The sequence below is a fragment of the Neptunicella plasticusilytica genome, from assembly GCF_047922965.1.
Lineage (GTDB): Bacteria > Pseudomonadota > Gammaproteobacteria > Enterobacterales > Alteromonadaceae > Neptunicella > Neptunicella plasticusilytica.
Window position 1 is genome coordinate 3,616,914 of the sequence record NZ_CP150481.1, and the last position, 21,017, is coordinate 3,637,930.

At 44.2% G+C, this 21,017-nt stretch carries 17 protein-coding genes; 8 read left to right on the forward strand and 9 right to left on the reverse strand.

Annotation, left to right across the window (positions count from 1 at the left end; all coding sequences use genetic code 11):
* Nucleotides 1–50 precede the first annotated feature (50 nt).
* Nucleotides 51–992, reverse strand: a complete 942-nt coding sequence (gene mdh / locus V1467_RS16240) for a malate dehydrogenase (protein WP_416306015.1) — start codon at nucleotides 990–992, stop codon at nucleotides 51–53.
* Between the two features lie 205 nt (nucleotides 993–1,197).
* On the opposite strand from mdh, the gene argR reads away from it, so the two are divergent.
* Nucleotides 1,198–1,659, forward strand: coding sequence for a transcriptional regulator ArgR (gene argR / locus V1467_RS16245; RefSeq protein WP_416306016.1), 462 nt, complete (start codon nucleotides 1,198–1,200; stop codon nucleotides 1,657–1,659).
* Between the two features lie 12 nt (nucleotides 1,660–1,671).
* On the opposite strand, the gene V1467_RS16250 is transcribed toward argR, so the two are convergent.
* Both V1467_RS16250 and V1467_RS16255 read right to left on the reverse strand, forming a co-directional pair.
* Nucleotides 1,672–2,841: an endonuclease/exonuclease/phosphatase family protein gene (locus tag V1467_RS16250; protein WP_416306017.1), complete on the reverse strand. Its 1,170-nt coding sequence runs from the start codon at nucleotides 2,839–2,841 to the stop codon at nucleotides 1,672–1,674.
* 128 nt (nucleotides 2,842–2,969) lie between these two features.
* Nucleotides 2,970–6,089 carry a TonB-dependent receptor gene (locus V1467_RS16255; protein ID WP_416306018.1) on the reverse strand — a complete coding sequence of 1,040 codons (3,120 nt, stop codon included), beginning with the start codon at nucleotides 6,087–6,089 and terminating at the stop codon, nucleotides 2,970–2,972.
* Nucleotides 6,090–6,487: 398 nt separating this feature from the next.
* On the opposite strand from V1467_RS16255, the gene V1467_RS16260 reads away from it, so the two are divergent.
* The 5 genes from V1467_RS16260 (at nucleotide 6,488) to V1467_RS16280 (ending at nucleotide 11,360) form a co-directional block, all read left to right on the forward strand.
* Complete coding sequence (locus V1467_RS16260; protein WP_416306019.1) at nucleotides 6,488–7,282, forward strand: PhnD/SsuA/transferrin family substrate-binding protein; 795 nt, start codon at nucleotides 6,488–6,490, stop codon at nucleotides 7,280–7,282.
* Nucleotides 7,266–8,204: a hypothetical protein gene (locus V1467_RS16265; RefSeq protein ID WP_416306020.1), complete on the forward strand. Its 939-nt coding sequence runs from the start codon at nucleotides 7,266–7,268 to the stop codon at nucleotides 8,202–8,204. Before V1467_RS16260 ends, V1467_RS16265 begins: the two co-directional genes overlap by 17 nt.
* Before the next feature lie 354 nt (nucleotides 8,205–8,558).
* A complete protein-coding gene (udk, locus tag V1467_RS16270) occupies nucleotides 8,559–9,185 on the forward strand; it encodes a uridine kinase (protein WP_416306021.1) in 627 nt (208 codons plus the stop codon).
* Between the two features lie 25 nt (nucleotides 9,186–9,210).
* Nucleotides 9,211–10,419, forward strand: a complete 1,209-nt coding sequence (locus tag V1467_RS16275; RefSeq protein WP_416306022.1) for a NupC/NupG family nucleoside CNT transporter — start codon at nucleotides 9,211–9,213, stop codon at nucleotides 10,417–10,419.
* Nucleotides 10,420–10,520: 101 nt separating this feature from the next.
* Entirely contained in the window at nucleotides 10,521–11,360 is an 840-nt protein-coding gene (locus tag V1467_RS16280; RefSeq protein ID WP_416306023.1) for an isopenicillin N synthase family dioxygenase, read from the forward strand.
* Nucleotides 11,361–11,441: 81 nt separating this feature from the next.
* On the opposite strand, the gene V1467_RS16285 is transcribed toward V1467_RS16280, so the two are convergent.
* The 6 genes from V1467_RS16285 to V1467_RS16310 all read right to left on the reverse strand — a co-directional run bounded on the left by V1467_RS16285 (nucleotide 11,442) and on the right by V1467_RS16310 (nucleotide 17,723).
* Nucleotides 11,442–12,620, reverse strand: a complete 1,179-nt coding sequence (locus V1467_RS16285; RefSeq protein ID WP_416306024.1) for a dipeptidase — start codon at nucleotides 12,618–12,620, stop codon at nucleotides 11,442–11,444.
* A gap of 39 nt (nucleotides 12,621–12,659) precedes the next feature.
* Nucleotides 12,660–13,580, reverse strand: a complete 921-nt coding sequence (locus V1467_RS16290; protein ID WP_416306025.1) for a Dyp-type peroxidase — start codon at nucleotides 13,578–13,580, stop codon at nucleotides 12,660–12,662.
* A 194-nt stretch (nucleotides 13,581–13,774) separates the two neighbouring features.
* Entirely contained in the window at nucleotides 13,775–15,034 is a 1,260-nt protein-coding gene (locus V1467_RS16295) for an ammonium transporter (protein WP_416306026.1), read from the reverse strand.
* A 14-nt stretch (nucleotides 15,035–15,048) separates the two neighbouring features.
* Nucleotides 15,049–15,387, reverse strand: coding sequence for a P-II family nitrogen regulator (gene glnK, locus V1467_RS16300; protein ID WP_416306027.1), 339 nt, complete (start codon nucleotides 15,385–15,387; stop codon nucleotides 15,049–15,051).
* 215 nt (nucleotides 15,388–15,602) lie between these two features.
* Nucleotides 15,603–16,481, reverse strand: coding sequence for a M28 family peptidase (locus V1467_RS16305; protein ID WP_416306028.1), 879 nt, complete (start codon nucleotides 16,479–16,481; stop codon nucleotides 15,603–15,605).
* Between the two features lie 60 nt (nucleotides 16,482–16,541).
* Nucleotides 16,542–17,723, reverse strand: coding sequence for a tetratricopeptide repeat protein (locus V1467_RS16310; protein ID WP_416306029.1), 1,182 nt, complete (start codon nucleotides 17,721–17,723; stop codon nucleotides 16,542–16,544).
* A gap of 272 nt (nucleotides 17,724–17,995) precedes the next feature.
* Here V1467_RS16310 and V1467_RS16315 point away from each other — a divergent pair, with 272 nt between their 5' ends.
* Nucleotides 17,996–19,084 (forward strand): AGE family epimerase/isomerase, encoded by a 1,089-nt coding sequence (locus tag V1467_RS16315; protein WP_416306030.1) that lies wholly within the window; start codon nucleotides 17,996–17,998, stop codon nucleotides 19,082–19,084.
* Nucleotides 19,085–19,086: 2 nt separating this feature from the next.
* Nucleotides 19,087–20,946 carry a sodium:solute symporter family protein gene (locus V1467_RS16320; protein WP_416306031.1) on the forward strand — a complete coding sequence of 620 codons (1,860 nt, stop codon included), beginning with the start codon at nucleotides 19,087–19,089 and terminating at the stop codon, nucleotides 20,944–20,946.
* Nucleotides 20,947–21,017: the final 71 nt, after the last annotated feature.

Consider the following 21,017-nt stretch of genomic DNA (forward strand, 5'->3'; position numbering starts at 1 on the left):
AGGCTGGTTTTTTACTTGTTTGAAACAGGCTAAACCTGTTTAACAATAACTTATTTACCGTTTACAAATTCCACACCGATTTTAATATCGCCACGCAAGCCTTCCAACATATCGTCTTTGGCTTTTTGTTCGTAAGCGCTCAGTTCGCCGTACGGCAAAATTTCTTCCACACCGTTAGTACCCAGGCGTACCGGATGGGAGAAGAATTCTGCATCGTCAGAACCGTCAACCTGTACATAGGTATACTCAACCACGTTATCGCCTTTCATGGCAGCAACCAATGATAAACAGAAACGCGCCGCAGCTTGTCCCATAGACAGAGTTGCCGAACCGCCACCGGCTTTGGCTTCTACCACTTCGGTACCGGCATTTTGAATACGATGTGTCAGGCTGGCTACTTCGTCATCGGTAAAGCTTACGCCTTCAACCTGGGATAACAATGGCAAAATAGTGGTACCGGAGTGACCGCCAATAACAGGTACATGCACATTGGCCGCATTCAGGCCTTTCAATTCAGCCACAAAAGTCTCAGAGCGGATCACATCCAAAGTAGTGACACCAAACAATTTATTTTTGTTGTAAACGCCTTTGGCTTTCAGTGCTTCTGCGGCAATCGCGACGGTAGTGTTAACTGGGTTAGTAATAATACAAGTACACGCTTCCGGGCAGTTGTCTGCGATAGCATCAACTAAATTCTTTACGATACCGGCATTAATATTAAATAAATCGGAGCGATCCATACCCGGCTTTCTGGGTACGCCAGCAGGGATCAATACAATAGTCGCGCCTTCCAGAGCTGGAGCTAAATCCTCTTTTCCATAACCTGTTACTTTCACGTCGGTAGGAATATGGCTTAAGTCAACCGCTACGCCCGGTACCACAGGGGCCACATCATATAAAGACAATTCAGTCCCGGCTGGAAGCTGAGTTTTGAGTAAAAGGGATAGTGCCTGGCCGATACCACCAGCTGCACCTAAAACGACGACTTTCATTGTATTCTCCTGTGATTCAAGTATTTTGCGGGCTGCAAAGTTACTACAACCCTACGAAAAGTTAAATATATTTGCACATTAACGACTAAGTATGTGAAAGGAATCATGACGCTTGTTTAAATTTACTATGTAACTAAATAGGTTCAAATTGCGAAAATTCAACTCTTTGTGCAGAATAGACGATAAATAATTACAAGGATTATAAATGTCGCAACCTAAAGACGAAGTGATAAAAGCGTTTAAAGAAATCCTCAAGGCTGAAAAATTTGGCTCGCAAGGTGAAATAGCTACAGCCTTAAACGATTTGGGTTTTGATAATGTCAGTCAATCCAAAATATCCCGCTTACTAAGCAAACATGGCGCGGTCCGGGCACGTAATGCCAAGGGTCAAATGGTCTATTGCTTGCCACCGGAATTTGGCATGCCCACTGCTAAAAGCCCGCTTAAACAACTGGTGCTGGATATTGTGCACAATAATGTGATGGTGATTATTCGCACCAGCCCGGGCGCCGCCCAGTTAATTGCCCGCTTACTCGATTCACTCAGTCCGGCCGATGGAGTATTGGGCACCATTGCCGGTGACGACACCATTTTTATCGCCCCGGCTGATGTAAGTAATATTGAAGCAACCCTTAAATTGGTTGAAGGCCTGTTTGATAACGTTTAATACGGTTTAAGTTTATTTAATCTCTAAATCCAGCCAGACCAGACGATGATCGGATGAACTGTTACGATCTTTGATCAGTGCATAATCCGGCTCGTCTGTTGTCGGCCAAAAAATACCGCTACCAATTACCTTAAAACCTTTTTCCGAAGGTAAAACATAGTCAGCGCGCATACGCCATCCGGCTGTATGGGTGCCGGCCAACGGATTATCCGGCGTATGTTGCTGTCCCCCTTGGCTATGAGGAATCGCCCGACCATTCACCCGAGTATGGGTCAGTAAACTTGCGATAGCGGTTTTGAAAGAATCCCCTTCTGCCATCGACGAATTCAGATCGCCCAGCAATACAAAACGCTGGTCGTTAAAACCACCTTTTTGGCCGTTATCATCATAGATATAAGACGCATCATAATCACTCCCCAGATAATCCACCCAGAAGCGCACTTCATCATGATTGCGCTTGCCATTGCGATCTTCAGGCCCGTCAAACACTGGCGGGGTTGGATGGCTGGCCAGAATATGAATGGTTTTGCCTTGCACCTTTACTGGCACGTCCCAATGGGATTTGGACGACAAACGCATAACCTTTTGTGTTTCTGGCAAATACCAGGGTTGTCCCTCAGCATCGACGGTTTTCACCATCAGATTATCCGGCATATCTTTCCATAAAAAATGCTGGAAAGTCCGCACGTCGTCACCATCTATAGGAAAGCGGCTCAATAGCACCATACCGAAATGGCCCGGATAAAAGCCGAAGCCAAAGGCATCTCCTTTTACCCCCGTTTTTTGGCCATCACGATCCAGATCCACACCACTATCCACACCGGTATTGACCGGCGCAACATAAAAATAAGGAAAATCAATCGCTTCTGAGCCTTGCTGGGCAATATTAAGATAGTTGTGAATAAAAGCTTTGACGCCTTTATCCGGATCCGGCGTGTAATCAAACTCATTAAGCAAAATAATATCCGGCCTTACCCGCTGGATAATCGCCGCGATATTTTTAATCTGCTGATTGTCACCAGTGGCAAGTAACTCGAAAAGCTCATCGCCGTTAACCGGCTGGTCACGTTCAACATAGTTGGTAGCTTCCATGCTAACGTTAAAAGTCGCCACTCGTATTTGTTCCGCCTGGGTTAGTTGTGACACAGCCACCACCATCAAGAAAAATAATCTTAGTATCATATATGTAAACCATTTGACGTAATGTTACGCCCCTAAATTAACCAATAGGTTTGCTACTTATTAAACTAACAGAAAATAAAAAGCCGATCATAAAGATCGGCTTTTAAATTGGCACTTATTACCATTATTTAGAAACGGTATTTAACACCTAAACGAATTTCCCAAAGTGAAGGGGCTGTTACAACTGCCTGATCAACTGGTAAGAAACGCTCATACACGTACTGTCCTTGGTCATTAATAGAGGCTTCAATAATATCCTCACCTACAAATGAACCTTGTTTCATCACTCCCCAGTCATCATTAATCAGGTTACCCAAGTTTTCAATAACCAGGAATGCACTGGCTTTATGGCCTGGCATAAACCCAGGTAATTCCTGTTCGATGCGTGCATCAAATTTAACCCACCAATCGGCAGCTCTGGAGTTACGACCTGTGATTCCACCTCGAGCAAGATCTTCGGATTCAATAAAATCATTAAATGCATCTAAATCGAAATCCGGCCCATAGACTACGTTAGGATCATTCTCTTCAGGCACATAAATCAAACTACGATAGTCGTTTGAATCTGCAAACATGCCACCAGCATTCGAGAACGTATAAGAATATGGACGGCCTTCACTCGCCATACCAAATAGGCTGAAACGTGTGTCGTAACCATCAATCAACTCAGCTTTATAGCTTAAATTCATAGTAAAACGATGACGAATTTCATAATCGGATGTGGCTAATCCGGGATTATTAATATCCGATAGTGCGATGTTACCGAAGTTAGAACCAGCCGTTGAACTAGACATTGGGCTCACATCGGTTGCACGGACATAGGCATACCCCAAGGTTGCACTAATTCCGTTATCATACTCTTTACTAATTGAAGTCGAAATAACCGTTGAGGTTGCATCGCTGCCTTTAACATTGGTTAACAGCAAATCACTGTTCTCAAAACGGCCGGGCAACGTTGCATAAAGAGGACGCCCATCAGGAGCATCTTCACCTGTATCAACCACACTTAACGCTTTTACGATAGCGGAGTCTTGCTTATCGGTGTATATCAAATCACCGCTGATAACATAATCATCATCGGTGATATAGGTGGCCCCAATAGAGTATTTCCATTCAGACGGAATATCGAAATCAGGATCGGTGGCATTTACATCGCCATCTCCATCGGTTGTTGATGTATTGGCAACCGCATCGTACATGGCTTGAGGGATATCATAGATGGGACGGCCTTGGCCTGATAGTTCAGTGTCAAACAAACTATCGAAATTATCAATTTCTCGCTCACGTACCTGAATATTAGTTACACCATCGTTGGAATAGGCATTAGAAATCCATACGTTAGGATTACCACCAGAATATAAACCTACACCACCACGAACTTCCAAATTATCGGCCACTGACCAATTAAAGCCAACCCGAGGTTGAAGTAATGAAATACCATCAACATTACCGGTGTTACTAAATCCGTAACGGTTCCTGAAATTGGCATTTTCGCGTGGGACATCATCCGTGCTGTATTTGTCATAACGCAAACCGACCATCAATTTTACGTCAGCAGTCAGATCAAAATCATCTTGAACATATAACGTCATGAGAGTATTAGCGAATGTTGCACCGGCATCAGCTGGATTATTGGTACCTGCCGAGTTGCCGTAATAAATACTACCAGGAGTACCAGCTTCGAAATCAGCAATACTACTAAAACGATACTCTCCTACGGTATGCTGCATAAACAGGTTAAATACATCGATTTTTTCGTATTCAATACCGGCAGTAATTTTGTGGTCGTCAAGATAATAAGTACCTGCCAACTTGGCTGTGACATTTTCCCAGTTTAACTGATTGGATTGGCGAGAATCATCTGGACCAATATAAATAGTACCACCGCCGTCGGTTCTAATTTGTGCTTCAGCGAAACCTGAAGCTGCATCGGTAGAGGCTTGAACGTTATCCAATTCAGTTTTACCCAAACGTAATTCGGTAGAGAAGTTGGCATTCCAGTCGGAGTAAACCGATAGCACCATCGATTTTAATTCAGCACCACGCTTATAGTAGTGATTTGACAAAGGCAAACTGCTGGAAGATTGATCAGACTGACTTAAACTAAAACCATCGTTATAGTTGTAAACAAAAGCAGCTCGATGATTATCATTGATGTTCCAATCTAATTTTACCAATAATTTTTCATCTTCTACTGGTGCCGCTCCCGGCATACCACCAACATCGTAGTTATAAACACTTTGCGCGATACTAGTTACTTGATCGATATCGGCTTGTGTTACCCGGTCTCCCAGCGCGTCATAACTAAACAACTGTACTCCTTCGACTTTTTCATAGGAAACAAAGCCGAATAAAGTATCTTTAATCAAAGGGAAGCCGACATTCACACCATAACGTTTTTCGGTGTAATTACCGTTATCAACATCCTCGCCTTCAACACTATCACCTTTGAATGAATCACTGGTGTAATCAAAGAACGCGCTTCCGTGAATTTCATTAGTACCTGACTTAGTCACCGCGTTGATATTACAAGCAGTAAAACCACCGTATTGCACATCAAAAGGCGCTAATTCAACTGCTACCTGGTCAATGGCATCAAAAGAAAATGGCATACGCTCAGTGGGATAACCGTTACTATTCAAACCAAAGTTGTCGTTCATACGAACGCCATCCAAAGTCAAACTATTGTATCGTGGGCTTGCACCACCACACTGAACGGCGTCATTAAAACTTTCATCCACATAAATACGGGGATCAGCTCGGATTACATCGTTAATATCACGATTAATTGCCGGAGCACTTTCTAGATCAGCCAGATTAAAATTAGCTGAAGGACCCGTCGAACCAAAGACTGAAGTACTGACCTGAGAAGCAGTAACCTGAATACTTTCCATGGCCTGCTCGGATTCCAAAGACAAGTTCAAGTTATAAGATTCACCCAAGGTAAGATATACGTCACTTACTGTAGTATCCTGAAAGGTGTCAGAATCGACTACCACTTGATAAGGACCACCAACACGTAAGCCTTTGGCGGTATATTGTCCATTAGCACCAACGATGACTTGTTTGGAAGTACCGGAAGGCACATGCGTAATAGTAATAACCGTTCCGGCAGCGGCATTACCTTGTGGCCCGATAATTTTACCGCTAATTCCCGAAGATGTTTCTTGAGCCATAGCGGTTGACGCCAGGCCTATTGACAAGGCAATTGCCGCAGCAACGCGCGTAAGTTTTGACTTGTGTATCATGTTTTCTTCCTAGTTTGAGTGTGTCTGCAAGACTTTATAGTTTATTTGTTACAGATATATTTCGTTCACTGTTTATGACATTTTAATGAACCACTTAAAATAGTAGTACATTATTTGCACATGTTTATTAGTTTTGCCTGATAAATACTGCGCTCTTCAGGAAAAACAGGAAGCCCTCAAGCATATTCATAACTTCTTGTTCATATATCTTATAAATCATATAGTTACATCCTATAAATAATATTACCTATTGCAATAAGTAAAATTAGTTGTTCAAATGTCTATCCTTACTTAAGTATAAGAATGGAAATAAAATCATTCACGACCTGCTTAATTCCAGAATAACTATTTTATGCGTCAGTCTCATCCTGCTTGTCACTATGTGGTATGCGGGAGGAATGTCATTAGATCGTCCTGTCCCGCAGTTAAAGCCCGTCATTCATCATTTCGCCGCATGTGATACCCAGACCTCTAACAGCCAACAAGAACTCATTGTGTATATTAATGCAGAGCTTGCTGCGCGGCAGTTGGCTAACTCGCTTTGCGCCAACCCTGTCGTGGCCAAACAATTTGGTAAAGTACGCGTATTCTGGAATAGCGGCGAAAATCAGGTATTGCAGTTTGTCGGTAAAGGCATCGCCGATCTGGCGTTAGTGAAACAGAATATGATGGATGCCATCAAGGCAGAATCCACTTACGGATATGAAGAAGTCGCCTCTTATCCGGATTACTCAGCTTACTTAATCGCCATGCGTGAAAAGCCACAAATAACCAAGGAATATTTACTCGGAAAACGATTAGGCTTGCTGGATTACCCCACCAGCCGCTCGGGACATATTATTCCAATCAGAATGTTAAAATCGCTGAACTTGTCGCCTGATACCATGCAAATTACCTATGCCAATTCTCATTCTGAATTGCGCCACCTACTCACTTCAGGCCAAGTTGATATTATTTCATCTTATTGGCAGCAAAATGATGAAACAACATTGCTGAAAAACTACATAACCCCGATTGAAGAACGTATTCACGGTTCCAAGTGGTATATGAAAATGGAAACCAGAAATGTCGACCTGTACTGTGCCGTGCAGGATGTATTAGTTGATATTGCAACTCAGCAGGCCAATGGCTATTTCAGCCAATTAAAGCTGGTGCCGGAGTGTCCGGGAAGAAAAAATGCAGCCATCAACTAGATACCAGATCCGCATCGCTATTGCTTTTACGCTTATATTTATCCTGTTTCAGGGGATTTACAGTACTTCAGCTTTAATCAGCTATAAAGACAATAGTCGGTTATACGCACTAAATTTAGAAACTCGCATTGCTTTGGATTTGCCCTGGCTGCAACTGGCCAACGAGCAGATGAAGCAGGTGGCCAATGCCACAAGCGTGCGCCTGTATATGGACAATATGAACCAGCAATTCGTCACTCAGCATGCCCCGGTCAGAATTAACGCATTGCAGAAAATACAGGTAACAGAAGAAATTAAAGGACAGGAGCTATTAATACCACTAGTTACGCCGGAACGAACAGTCCCGTTAAAAATAGTGATCTTGCCTTTTCGTTTTGCTGACAGCTTTTCGCCCCTGAGTTTATTGGCCAGCTTGTTATTAGTTTACTTGTCTCGCCGGCAACTCAAGCTGTGGGGTACGCCACACTCGGATAACGAAACGGATAATAAGCCTAGACCCAAGCTAATTATCAACCTACATGAACGCACCTTAACCAACAGTTTTGATAACCGCACAGTGCAGTTATCCAACAAACCGTTCTGTTTTTATATTGCCTTGCTGGACTACTGTTTACGCTTCGACAACGCCGCACTCAATCACAATAAGAACTTACCCACCGAACTACTGGAACTGGCCAACCGTTATTTTTATCGTTTGATTGAACTGGGTCATACGATTAGAAAACGGCCAGACTTCAGTTCCAACCTGGATAAGATGCTGAGTGAAATCAGGGCGGCTCTGGAAGAAATCTACCAAGACTGTCCTGATTTAAAAGCCCCTTATTACCCACCCAAAGCGCAAGGTGAAGGTTCACGTTCCAAACTGCACAATTATGCTTTGGAACAATTAACTGAAGATGGACTGGAGTTTATCGGTAAATAACCCCAACTCGGGATAAGAAATGTCGTTTATATTTACAAAGGGTAAATAATTCAGATAGTTATATTATTCACTCAACCATTGTTGAATAAATAGTTTACTCAATGACGACATTTTTGTGCCTGGCAAGGCGGGCTTTCGTACGTCATAGCGGACTATGACTAGAAAGCCCAACGCTGCCAGGTGCAAAAAGAGCGTTATTGAGAGGCGTGACTTATCCCGAGCTGGGGTTAAATAACAAGAGCACAGAGAATCGGCCTTACGTAAGGTTATTTACGTTTAATTTCCATATCAACACTGGCTTTTTTCGTTACCACTGGTAACCTGAGCGTCGTTTAATCTTTCATACTTCTAGCTATGTCAATACCACATATCATTGCGATTTCCGGTGCCTCGGGTTCGGGTAAATCATTATTTACCGCCACCCTGTGCGACGAGCTGCGTCAGTTTGACACCGACGTACTGATACTTTGCGAAGATCACTACTATCGTGATCAAAGCGAATTGTCCATGCCACAACGTGAGCAAACTAACTACGACCATCCCGATGCTTTTGAGCATGAGCTGCTTGCCCAACATTTACGTCAATTAAAACAGGGGCAATCGATTCAGTATCCTGAATATTGTTTTAAAACTCATACCCGACTCAGTCAGCAAACAGAACGCACGCCACAAAAAATTGTGGTGGTGGAAGGAATTCTGCTATTGGCGTCGCCCGAATTATTGCCCTTATTTGATCTGAAAGTGTATATGGATACACCACTGGATATCTGTTTATTGCGCAGAATTCAGCGGGATCTGACCGAAAGGGGTCGTTCTCTGGAATCCGTTGCCCGGCAATATGAGCAAACCGTAAAACCAATGTACCATCAATTTATTCAACCCTGCCGTCATAAAGCCAATATCGTCGTGACACAGGGAGGTAAAAATCGCCCCGCTTTAGAGGTGATAAAGGCGCATATCCGAAATGCATCAAAATTATAATTACAATAAATATTGGGGATAACACATGACAAGCTTGCTCGGCATTTTAGTTCTGATTGGATTGGCACTATTACTGTCTACCAATCGTAAAGCCATCAATTGGCGCACTGTAGGCGGAGCTTTTGCCATACAGGCACTAATCGGTGCATTTGTACTGTATTTCCCACCAGGCATCGAAATGTTGTTGTCACTAACCGATGTGATAAAAAACGTACTCAGTTACAGTCAGGAGGGGATCAACTTCCTGTTTGGCCCGGTCGGCGATAAATCTATCGGCTTTATTTTTGCCTTTAATGTATTGCCCGTAATCGTATTTTTCTCTTCTTTAATTAGCGTTTTGTACTATCTGGGTATTATGTCCTGGATTATCCGCATGATAGGCGGTTTTTTACAATGGGTACTGAGAACCAGCCGGCCAGAATCCATGTCGGCAGCAGCCAATATTTTTGTGGGACAAACCGAAGCACCATTGGTGGTTAAGCCTTTTATTCCGCATATGACCCGCTCGGAACTGTTTGCCATTATGGTAGGTGGTCTGGCTTCCATCGCCGGCTCCGTAATGGCCGGTTATGCTGGCTTGGGAGTAGAACTAAAATACCTATTGGCCGCCAGTTTTATGGCCGCGCCAGCCGGGCTGCTAATGGCCAAAATAATTTTACCCGAAACCGAGCAACCTAAAAATGAACTCAATGAGCTGGACAGCTCTTCAGAAAAATACACCAATATTTTTGACGCCGCCGCCAGCGGTGCCGCATCAGGTATGCAGCTAGCCCTCAATGTGGGTGCTATGTTGTTAGCTTTTGTGGCATTGATTGCGTTACTAAACGGACTGATTGGCTGGGCTGGTGGCCTATTTGGCTACGAAGAACTCAGCTTCCAGATGATCCTCGGCTATATCTTCCAGCCACTGGCCTGGGTATTAGGCGTCCCTTGGGATGAAGCCAATGTCGCAGGTAGCTTTATTGGTCAGAAACTAGTGGTCAATGAGTTTGTTGCCTATCTGGATTTTATTGCCCACAAAGAGCAACTTACGGCCCAAACTCAGGCGATTATTACCTTTGCGTTGTGCGGTTTTGCCAATTTTTCCTCCATCGCGATCCTTATGGGCGGATTAGGCGCATTAGCTCCCAATCGCCGTACCGATATCGCCCAGCTAGGTCTAAGAGCGGTAGCCGCGGCAACACTGGCTAATTTGATGAGCGCTGCGCTGGCAGGTATCTATTTATATCTGTGATCACCATCATAAAACGTTTAACTGCCTGTCAGTTGTATCTCCGATACTGACAGGCCGAATTTTTACTAAGCTTTAGCAAAACGATAAATTCAGGAAGCCTTATGAAACTTGTTGCCGTCGATTTTAATGCCGATAACGCCGCCCAACAATTTGTTGAATCACTGCACGAAACAGGATTCGGCGTATTAAAGAACCACCCTCTTAAACAAAGTATGGTGGACGACATCTATAAGACCTGGCAAGCCTTCTTTGATAGTGAAGAAAAGCATCGCTTTCACTACAACAGCAAAACTCAGGACGGCTTCTTTCCCGCCAGCGTATCAGAAACCGCCAAAGGACATAAAACCAAGGATATTAAGGAGTATTTTCACTATTACCCTTGGGGACAATGCCCGCAGCAGTATCGCCAACAACTGGCCGATTATTACGCCGCAGCTAACCAGTTGGCGTCAACGCTATTATCCTGGGTAGAGAAGTATTCACCCGATGAGGTTTCGGCCAAATACAGCCAGTCACTTTCCAGCATGGTGGAAAACAGCGAGAAAACCTTATTAAGGGTCCTTCACTATCCACCGTTGCATGGAGGTGAGGAACCGGATGCCATTCGCGCAGCGGCCCATGAAGATATCAATCTGCTTACCGTATTACCCGCTGCGAACGAGCCGGGGCTACAGGTGAAAAACAAGGAAGGTGGCTGGCTGGACGTACCTTGTGATTTCGGTAATTTGATCGTTAACATTGGTGACATGTTACAAGAGGCATCCGGTGGTTATTTTCCCTCTACCACCCATAGAGTGATTAATCCTGAAGGTGCAGATCAAACCAAGTCGCGTATATCTCTGCCGCTGTTTTTGCACCCTAACCCTGAAGTGGTATTGTCTGAACGTCATACCGCCGACAGTTATCTTACTGAACGATTGAGAGAACTCGGTGTATTGTAGGGCGGGTTGAAAACTGGAAATAAAAATGCCGGCAATTTGCCAGCATTTTTATTTATGCTCGTAGCGATGTAACAGGTCGAATTACATCTCCGTAGCGACTTTTTCCACGGCTTTCCACACTCGCATCAGATTACCATGCAGCACTTTGTTGATATCAGCTTCCGAATAACCCCTATCCAGCAAACCTTGCACCAGATATGGGTAGTAGGACACGTCTTTAAGATCACGCGGTAACGAATCACCTACACCATCAAAATCCGAACCGATGCCTACATAGTCTATACCCACCAATTTTTTGACGTAGTCGATATGATCAAGCACCATATCCAGGCTGGCGTAAGGGTACGGATTGCTACTTTTGAATTTTTCATCAAAGGCTTTTCGGGCATCCTTATCGTCTTCAATACCTTGTTTTTCCAACTCGGCTTTGCGCAAGTTAGACCATTGCTGGGTGACCCCGGAAATAAAGCTGGAACCAAAATTAATCTGGATCACGCCGCCATTTTTGGCCAGCGCCTTGACCATTTCATCATCCATATTACGCTCGAAACCCGGGGTAAATTTGCGTAATGACGAATGGGAAGCGATAACTGGAGCCTTGGAAATTTCTACTGCCTGATAAAAGGCATCATCTGATACGTGGGAAATATCCACCATAATACCCAGCTTGTTCATTTCCACTACCAGTTCTTTACCAAATGGACTCAATCCATGCCATTGACGACGCAGATCATAGGATGAATCGGCAATATGGTTACTCAATGAATGAGCCAAAGTGATATAACGGATCCCACGCTGATAAAAATGACGCAATTTATCCATACTCCCGCCAACCGGAGTACCGTTTTCCATGCCCATCGGCAATGCAATTTTGTGATCTTTGAATGCCTGCTCGACATCAGCTGTTGAATATGCAAGGGCAAATTTATCCGGAGCCCGCCCGACAATAGCTTCAACACTGTCGATCAGTTTGTCTGCCAACTCATCGCCGCCACCCGACTTTTCATAAGTTGCTGGAATATAAATCGACATAAAGGGCGCATTAAGCCCTCCCTTAACCGCACGGGGATAATCAAAATCGCCTTTGTCAGTAGCTTGGGTAACATCTTCCCAACCTTTATTTACCCGATACGGTACATCAATATGCGTGTCGATTATCATATTATCCTGGGCTATCTGAATGGCTTTTTCCGATGGCGTATTAGCCACCGCACTGGAGCAAACGCCCAAAACACACAATGCCAGTAAAGTCTTTTTCATTATTATTTTCTCCTAAGTGAAAGGGTCTGATTATCGTTATTATTTTGCATGTTGCTTAATAAAGTTAACCGATGGAGCAAAAAACGCGCCCCCGGTTTCAGCGGTGGTAAAATCCAGCAGCCGGTCATAATCGCCATTATCATCCGCAACAATCATATTACGTAACATGCGAGTAAACGACGCCGCGCTCCGGGCACATGAAATAAAATACTGCCCCTGCACTTTCATATCACCATAGGGCATACTCTGGCGCAACAATCTGACAGGCTGACCTTGTTCATCAGTTATTGACATCTTGTAACTGTGTGAAAAAGTCGCTTTATACTCGCTGGAAAATTCAACATCATCTTCCTTGCTGCGGCCCATAATCATCTCTTGTTCTGCCACCGACAATCTGTTCCATTTATCCAGATTATGCTGGAAACGCTGGACATGAATATAACTGCCACCGGTAAAATCAGGATCTTCATCGCCGACAATAGCCACATCCAGTTTTTTCATTCCTCTGGGATTGTCAGATCCATCGACAAAACCGGTTAGATCGCGACCATCCAGAAAACGAAAGCCTTTTACCTGCTCGACCAGTTCAACATCGCCTTGCAGTAGTTCACATACTTCCAGCCCTATGGCATGACAAATGTCCGCCCGGTCGGCGCGGATCTGCACAAATAAATCAAAAGGAACCACTGGCGCACTGCGGTCATATTCAGAGAAATCGGGAAAAGGTGACAACTCTTTAGGAAAAGCACCAGGAAACAACTCCACCCAATAATTGCTGCCAATCGCAATAACACCGGACACCATACCTTCGTAGTGCTCTTCGTCATAATGTTCAAAAATGTCCAATATAACGGATAACTTCTTACGAATGATGGCCTCTTTGCCTTCATCCACATTAAACATCAAGAATAATCCATGCAGATTGGGTTCGGCACAAATGCCTTTTTGTGGTTGTGACATTATCTTAAAGGCTCTTTAAAAACATACCGGTAAAACATTACCGCATACTATATGCAGAGTGATTAAATTACTAATTTCAAAGCGCTATTTAAGCTGAGCTCAGGAACGTTCCCTACTACCGGGGCATACAGCCTAACCTTGGGCGTAAAAAAACCCCGGCAAGCCGGGGTTCGATAGACAGTGGAGAATCTATATTATGATTTAATCGAAAAGTCCGGATAGGCTTCCAGCCCACATTCGCTCATATCTACACCTTCGTATTCTTCTTCTTCCGAGACTCGAATACCGATGGTGGCTTTGATAATGGCCCAAACAATCAGACTGACCACGAAAACCCAAACGAAAATAGTTAACGCACCAATCAATTGGCCACTGAAGGATGATCCACCATCTTCAGTTAACGGATTAGTGATTGGAACCAGCATCAATCCCAGGAATCCGACCACTCCGTGAACAGAAATGGCACCAACTGGATCATCAATTTTCAGTTTATCCAAGGCTAAAATGCTGAATACCACCAATACACCACCAATAACACCGAACAATGTCGCCTGTAACGGTGTTGGGGTAGAAGGTTCGGCAGTAATGGCAACCAGCCCAGCCAAAGCACCATTTAATGCCATGGTCAGATCCGCCTTGCCAAACATAAAGCGGGCAACAATTAACGCGCCGATTAAACCACCTGCAGCTGCGGCATTAGTATTCATAAAGACCACGGCCACAGAGTTTGCGCTTTCAACACTTGCTGTTGCTAACACCGAACCACCGTTGAATCCAAACCACCCTAACCACAGGATGAAAGTGCCCAAGGTGGCCATCGGCAGATTTGCGCCAGGAATAGCGTTCACTTTTCCGTCTGCAGTATATTTACCTTTACGGGCGCCAAGCAATAACACACCAGCCAATGCAGCAGCCGCGCCAGCCATATGTACGATACCTGAGCCGGCAAAGTCAGAGAATCCTAAATCACCCAGAGTATACAGTCCAAACACGGACTCACCGCCCCAAGTCCAGGCGCCTTCCATTGGATAAATAAAAGCAGTCATCACAATAGCAAAAGCAAAGAATGCCCATAGCTTCATACGCTCAGCTACAGCACCAGATACAATTGACATCGCAGTTGCAACAAACACTACCTGAAAGTAGAAGTCCGCTGCCGGAGCATAGGTGGCGGGATCTTCAGTTACCCCCGTTGCACCGTCTCCGGTAATCCCACTTAGGAACCAGCTAAAATCGGCTCCTCCGTACATAATGGAATAGCCGCAAACCATGTACATGGTACAAGCAATAGCATAAAGAGAAATATTCTTGGTTAGAATTTCGGTGGTATTTTTTGCCCGTACCAAACCTGCTTCGAGCATGGCAAAACCGGCAGCCATCCACATAACCAACGCACCGCATACCAGGAAGTAGAAGGTATCGAGGGCATATTGTAATTCAAATATCTGGTCCATCTTACTTTCTCCCCTTATATCGCGTCGTTATCTGTTTCGCCAGTCCGAATTCGAACCGCGTGTTCCAGATCATAAACAAAAACTTTACCGTCACCGATTTTGCCGGTTTTAGCGGCCCCAATAATGGCTTCGACTAGACGATCAACGTGATCATCCTGTACGGCAACGTCCAACTTCACTTTGGGTAGAAAATCGACCTGATATTCTGCCCCGCGATACAACTCGGTATGACCTTTCTGACGACCGAAACCTTTTACCTCTGTCACCGTCAATCCGTCGATGCCGATTTCAGAGATGGCTTCACGTACATCATCAAGCTTAAAAGGCTTTATGATGGCACTTATTAACTTCATCTTTGTTGCTCCTATATGGTTTTATTATATTTTTCACCTGTCTGAGCAAAACTATTACAATCAACATGCCAATATTTATTTCTTTAAATATCAATGCGTTAAATAAATTCATAAAAAACAGATTGGTTAACTTGCACCCAGAATGAGCGCAAATAGAAACAAAACGCACCATAGAGGTGCGTTTGAAAAGACATCAAGAAATTGGCTGATTTAGATTAGTTAACAGAGCGATCCCAAAGTCTCAAACTGTTTAGGATGGTTTCAACCGCAGCCTGATAAAAGGTCGCATCAATATTGGCAATATCATCTTTATCGGTATGATAATAACGGTGATCATTCACCCCAAAGTACATAAACGGGATATTCTTTTGAGCAAAGACCTTATGATCACTGGCCTTACGCCAGTCAATGCGTTTATCGCTGCTGTAACCTCGGGATACCCCTTCATGTCCTACTTTAAGGCAAACTCCGGCTTGAGCAATGGCGTCTTCTACAATAGGGTTTAACTGAGGATAAGCTTTGGCGCCCGCCAAATATAGAGTACGTTTACGCCCGGGATAGGAAATCATGTCCATATTCAAATTCAGCTTGATAGCAGATAATTCAACGGGTGGTGCATCAATAAAAGCGGTTGCACCAAAAAAGCCCTTTTCTTCCCCATCAGTGGCCAGAAAAATCACCGAATGACGTAACGGTTGTTTAGCAATTTGGGTAGCCAAAGCTAATAGTGCCGCAACACCGGAGGCGTTGTCGTCTGTACCGTTATAAATTCGACGGCCTTTTTTGCCCAAATGATCGTAGTGCGCAGTGATCACGGCATATTGCTGTGGATATTCACGGCCCTCCAACCAGCCAACAACATTGGCTCCCTGGACATTGCCGATAAGATATTCATGGACAAAAATTTGCAGATAGTCTGGATCAAATTGGGATAGACCAATCTGCTGATAACGACGGCTCAAGAATTGCTGGGCAAGTTGATTATGACCCAGTTCCCGCCCTTGCATTTCATCGGCCGAGAGTGTTTGTAGATCCAGCCATAAACGCTCACCATCAACAGATTCGTTAATAGTCGTCTTTAGACAGCCTGCCATTGCGACACTAGAAAAACAACAGATAAGGGCAAGCAAAAATACTCTGTTTACGTTCATTCGCTAGTTTCGACTAAGTAAGTCCAGTTTGCCCTGATAGCGATTTTCCATCGCCTCATTAATTGAATTACGTTTAGCCATTTTTAGATATCTTTTACTATGATCAGTATCCCCTAACTGATAGTAGGCTTTGGCCAATCCAAAATAAAACTCATGTACTTTATTATCTAGCCGTAATGCCCGATTGTAATAGACAATCGCCTGCTCCCAGTTTCCATGATCATACTGTTCTTCCCCCTGGATAAAATGGTAATAGGGATTAGACTGCCTTTTATTGTCGAGCATGCGATAAAGCTCGCTGGCCTGCTGGCTCTGTCCTTCAAATTCTTTCAAAATTGCCAGATTTTCAAGGTTATTCAAGTTATTGTTATCCAGATTCAATGCCTGAAGATAAGCTGATTCGGCCAAATCAAACTGGTTAATATAGCGATACAGTATACCCAGGTTACCCCAGGCAGGAATAAACTCGGGATCAACGACCAGTGCCTGTTTAAAGTAAGCATAAGCTCGGCTAAAGTCCCCAGCCAGCAAGGCATCGGCCCCTTTATTATTGTAAAACATGGCCATAACCCGAGCCTTGCTGGATGGCTTTTTAATAAAGTGTTGCATGGGTACGTTGCGGTTAAAATCCACTTCTACGGCTTCGGAGCCAAATTGCAATGCAACCCGGTGAGTCGGATCTTTCTCAGGTTTAATTTTTAAATTGATATGACCATTTAATAGGCTATGTCCATCTCGCCGCACCCAATACTCGGGAATTTTGACTTCCTGAAACACCACATCCAAGCCTGCATACTTGGCCATTGAATAGGCCAAAATGGTCATTGAAAGGCAATTTGCTTGCTGATTAACAAAGGTCTGACTGGCAGTAGTATTGGCGTCATTAGCATAAATCAGGTTAAGACTGGCCTGATCAAATAGGATATCAGCCAATAGCTCTATGCGTTTAGCCGAACCATGCACCGGAAAAATATTGTCATCCATGTATTTTTTGACGGCATCAGACAAATAAAAAATCTCGTGCTCGGACTCAATATGTTGCTGCTGATAATCAGGGAAAAGCTGATCATTAAAAAGCTCAGCGGATTTCAAATGTTCCGTCTTGTTTAAAAACGCCATATTGGTAGTGGAGCAGGCAGAAATAGCCAGAATAAGCAGGAGAGATAGAAGATACTTTTGCAACATGTTATGCCCTCAAAATACGACACGAGCAGATAGTATTAACTTTAGTACTAACTGCCTAATCAGCAACATATTTTGTCCCTTGATACCCTCATTTCACCCATCCGGACATTCAACTGTGAACATATTTTATACAACTAGTTATTCTCGGGGACAACAGCAATATTCATAAGACCACAAACCAATAAAAACCGGTACCCAAGTATTTTTCTTCTTGTAAACGTTTTCATCATAATGTAAATTTTTATAACATTATTCATTGACGGTCAATTTGCATGACGCCAGAACAATTTAAGGATGAACTACAAAATGAAGTGCGTCGGATTATTCTCCCTTACTGGATGTTTAAAGCCTGTGACATGCAACAAGGTGGTTATTGGGGCAGTATTGGAGCAGATGGCAAAGTTAATAAGTCGGCTGCCAAAGGTTCTATCCTGCATTGTCGGATTATGTGGAGTTTCAGCGCGGCTTACGGTGTTTTTAATGAAGAAGCTTTACTTAATCATGCGGATCGGGCACGCAATTTTATCCAGAACCATTTAATTCAGGCCGACAACAAGCGTCTTGGCTGGCACAGTAAAAACCTTAAATCATTCGAGAATCTGGATGATGAATGCATCGCCCAGGCATACTGGCTGTATGCATTAAGTGAATATGATATTCACGCTAATCAGGGAGCCTGCTCGGATACGACGCTAGAAGCCTGGTTTAATTTGCAACAACTGTTTAAACATAAAACTTTTGATGTAGTGAGCAGTGAAACCGGTTACACTTGGCGCACCTGGTTACATATTATTGAAGCACTAGACAAATTTGCCAGCTTGAGTTTTCGCCCGGATGTTATTCGTTGCCTGACAAATCTATTGGACAGGACGCTGGAATTACTTAACCGCCACGCTCAATTAAATTTGAATGTGCCTCATTTGTGTGCATCGTCCTGGTTGCTAATTAAGTGGGTAACAAACTGGCAACCGGACAAACGCTCCTTGGCGATTAAGCTGGCTTGTTCAATGGTGGATAGCGCCATATCAACCGGCCTGGACAGTAACAACGGTTTTTGTCTGACCGAACAAGATAAAAACCAGTACGGTTGGGTACAGGCCGAGGCCATGCTAGCTTGCTGGCGTTGCTATATGGAAACCGGTGAACAGAAATATTTAGACCAGGTGCTGAACAGTTGGGCCTTTATTCGACAACATATCAGCGATCCTGTTTTTGGTGAGTGGCATTGGAAAAGTAATGGCAGTACATCAACGACAGATGAAAAGGCGGGTTTCTGGAAGTGTCCTTATCACAACAACAGAGCCTGTCTGGAAATTTATAACGATCTGTCCGAAATGGGCATAAAGATGTGGAAACAATAACAATGAAAATCACTTTACTGGATATCAGTATTATCCTGCTCTATTTGATGGCGATTGTCGGCATCGGCTTTTATCTCAAGAAACGTGCCGCACAAAGCATGGACGACTACTTTGTTGGCGGCAAAACCCTGCCCTGGTATTTACTGGGGTTATCCAATGCTTCCGGCATGTTCGATATATCCGGTACCATGTGGCTGGTCACATTGTGTTTTGTGTATGGTATGAAAAGCATCTGGATCCCCTGGGTCTGGCCGGTTTTCAACCAGATCTTCCTGATGGTATATTTGTCTATCTGGTTGCGTCGCTCCAATGTACTAACTGGCGCAGAGTGGATGCGCACACGTTTTGGCGACGGGACTAGCGGTAAACTGTCCCATATGGTCGTTATTGCTTTTGCGGTAATTGGCGCATTGGGCTTTCTGGCCTACGGTTTTGTCGGCATCGGAAAATTCATCGAGATCTTTATTCCCTGGGAAGTGGTTTCGCCCTATATTCCTTTTGAGGTAGCGACTGAATATGTGCCGCATTTCTACGGCATTATCTTCACCGCCATTGCTACCTTATATGTCATTTTGGGCGGCATGATGAGTATTGTGTGGGCCGATGTGTTGCAGTTTTCGATTATGACCTTCTCTGCACTCTTTATTGGTATTGTGGCGATGATGGAAGTCTCACCTGAAACACTCAATGCCGTGGTACCTGAGGGCTGGATGAATCCATTTTTTGGCTGGACACTCGATTTGGACTGGTCGGCAACCATTACCGAAGTCAATGAGAAAATCATTTCTGATGGTTATTCACTGTTCAGTATCTTTGTAATGATGGCGCTGTTTAACGGTATTGTAAAAAGTGCCGCCGGTCCTGCTCCCAACTACGATATGCAAAAAATTCTGGCGACTAAATCTCCACGCGAAGGTGCATTGATGAGCGGCTTTGTATCGATCATTCTGATGCCTATCCGCTACTTTATGATTGCCGGCTTTACTGTTTTAGCCCTGGTGTACTATGACAAACTGGACCTGATGTCCGGCGGTCGCCTGGATTTTGAAAATATTCTGCCCGGTGCGATCCTCGAATTCGCACCTGTGGGTGTTATGGGGTTGGTGCTGGCGGGGCTGATTGCCGCCTTTATGTCGACTTTTGCTTCAACAGTTAATGCCGTTCCCGCTTATCTGGTTAACGATATCTACAAACGCTATATCAATCCCGAAGCCGACACCAAATCGCTAATCCGTGCCAGCTACATTGTGTCTGTTGCGGTTGTCATTATCAGTACCGCAATTGGTCTGGGCGTGCAGAGCATTAATAGTATTCTGCAATGGCTAGTGTCCGGTTTATGGGCCGGTTACGCCATTGCCAATGTACTTAAATGGTATTGGTGGCGACTGAACGGCTATGGTTATTTTGCCAGTATGTTGGCCGGTATTTTGTGCGCTGGACTGGTTCCTCCTATGCTGGAAGCACCCTTGGCTGCTTACGATATTACCCCCGCTATTGTTCCCCTGTTCGCTTTCCCGGTAATTCTGGTGATTACTGCGGTTATCTGCGTCGTAGTTAGCCTTAAAACTCCCGCCGAAGATACTGAACTACTGAAGCGATTCTATAAACAGGTTAATCCTTGGGGCTTCTGGGGGCCTATCCGCGAAGCGGTGGTAGCAGAAGACGCCACCTTCGAAGCGAATCCGGCTTTCAAGCGCGATATGTTTAATATCTTTATTGGGGTGATTGCCCAAACCTGTCTGGTGGCGTTACCTATTTTTATCGTAGTAAGAGAATGGGATTCCACTTTTGCCACTATGCTGATGCTGGTGATCAGCGGCGTAATATTGAAGAAAAGCTGGTATGACAAACTACCAGCCTAACCCAGGCAGGACAGAAAAAGCCGAGCTTTTTCTGTCCTTAGGCCTATAATCTGGCCTTTTTATTTATTCAA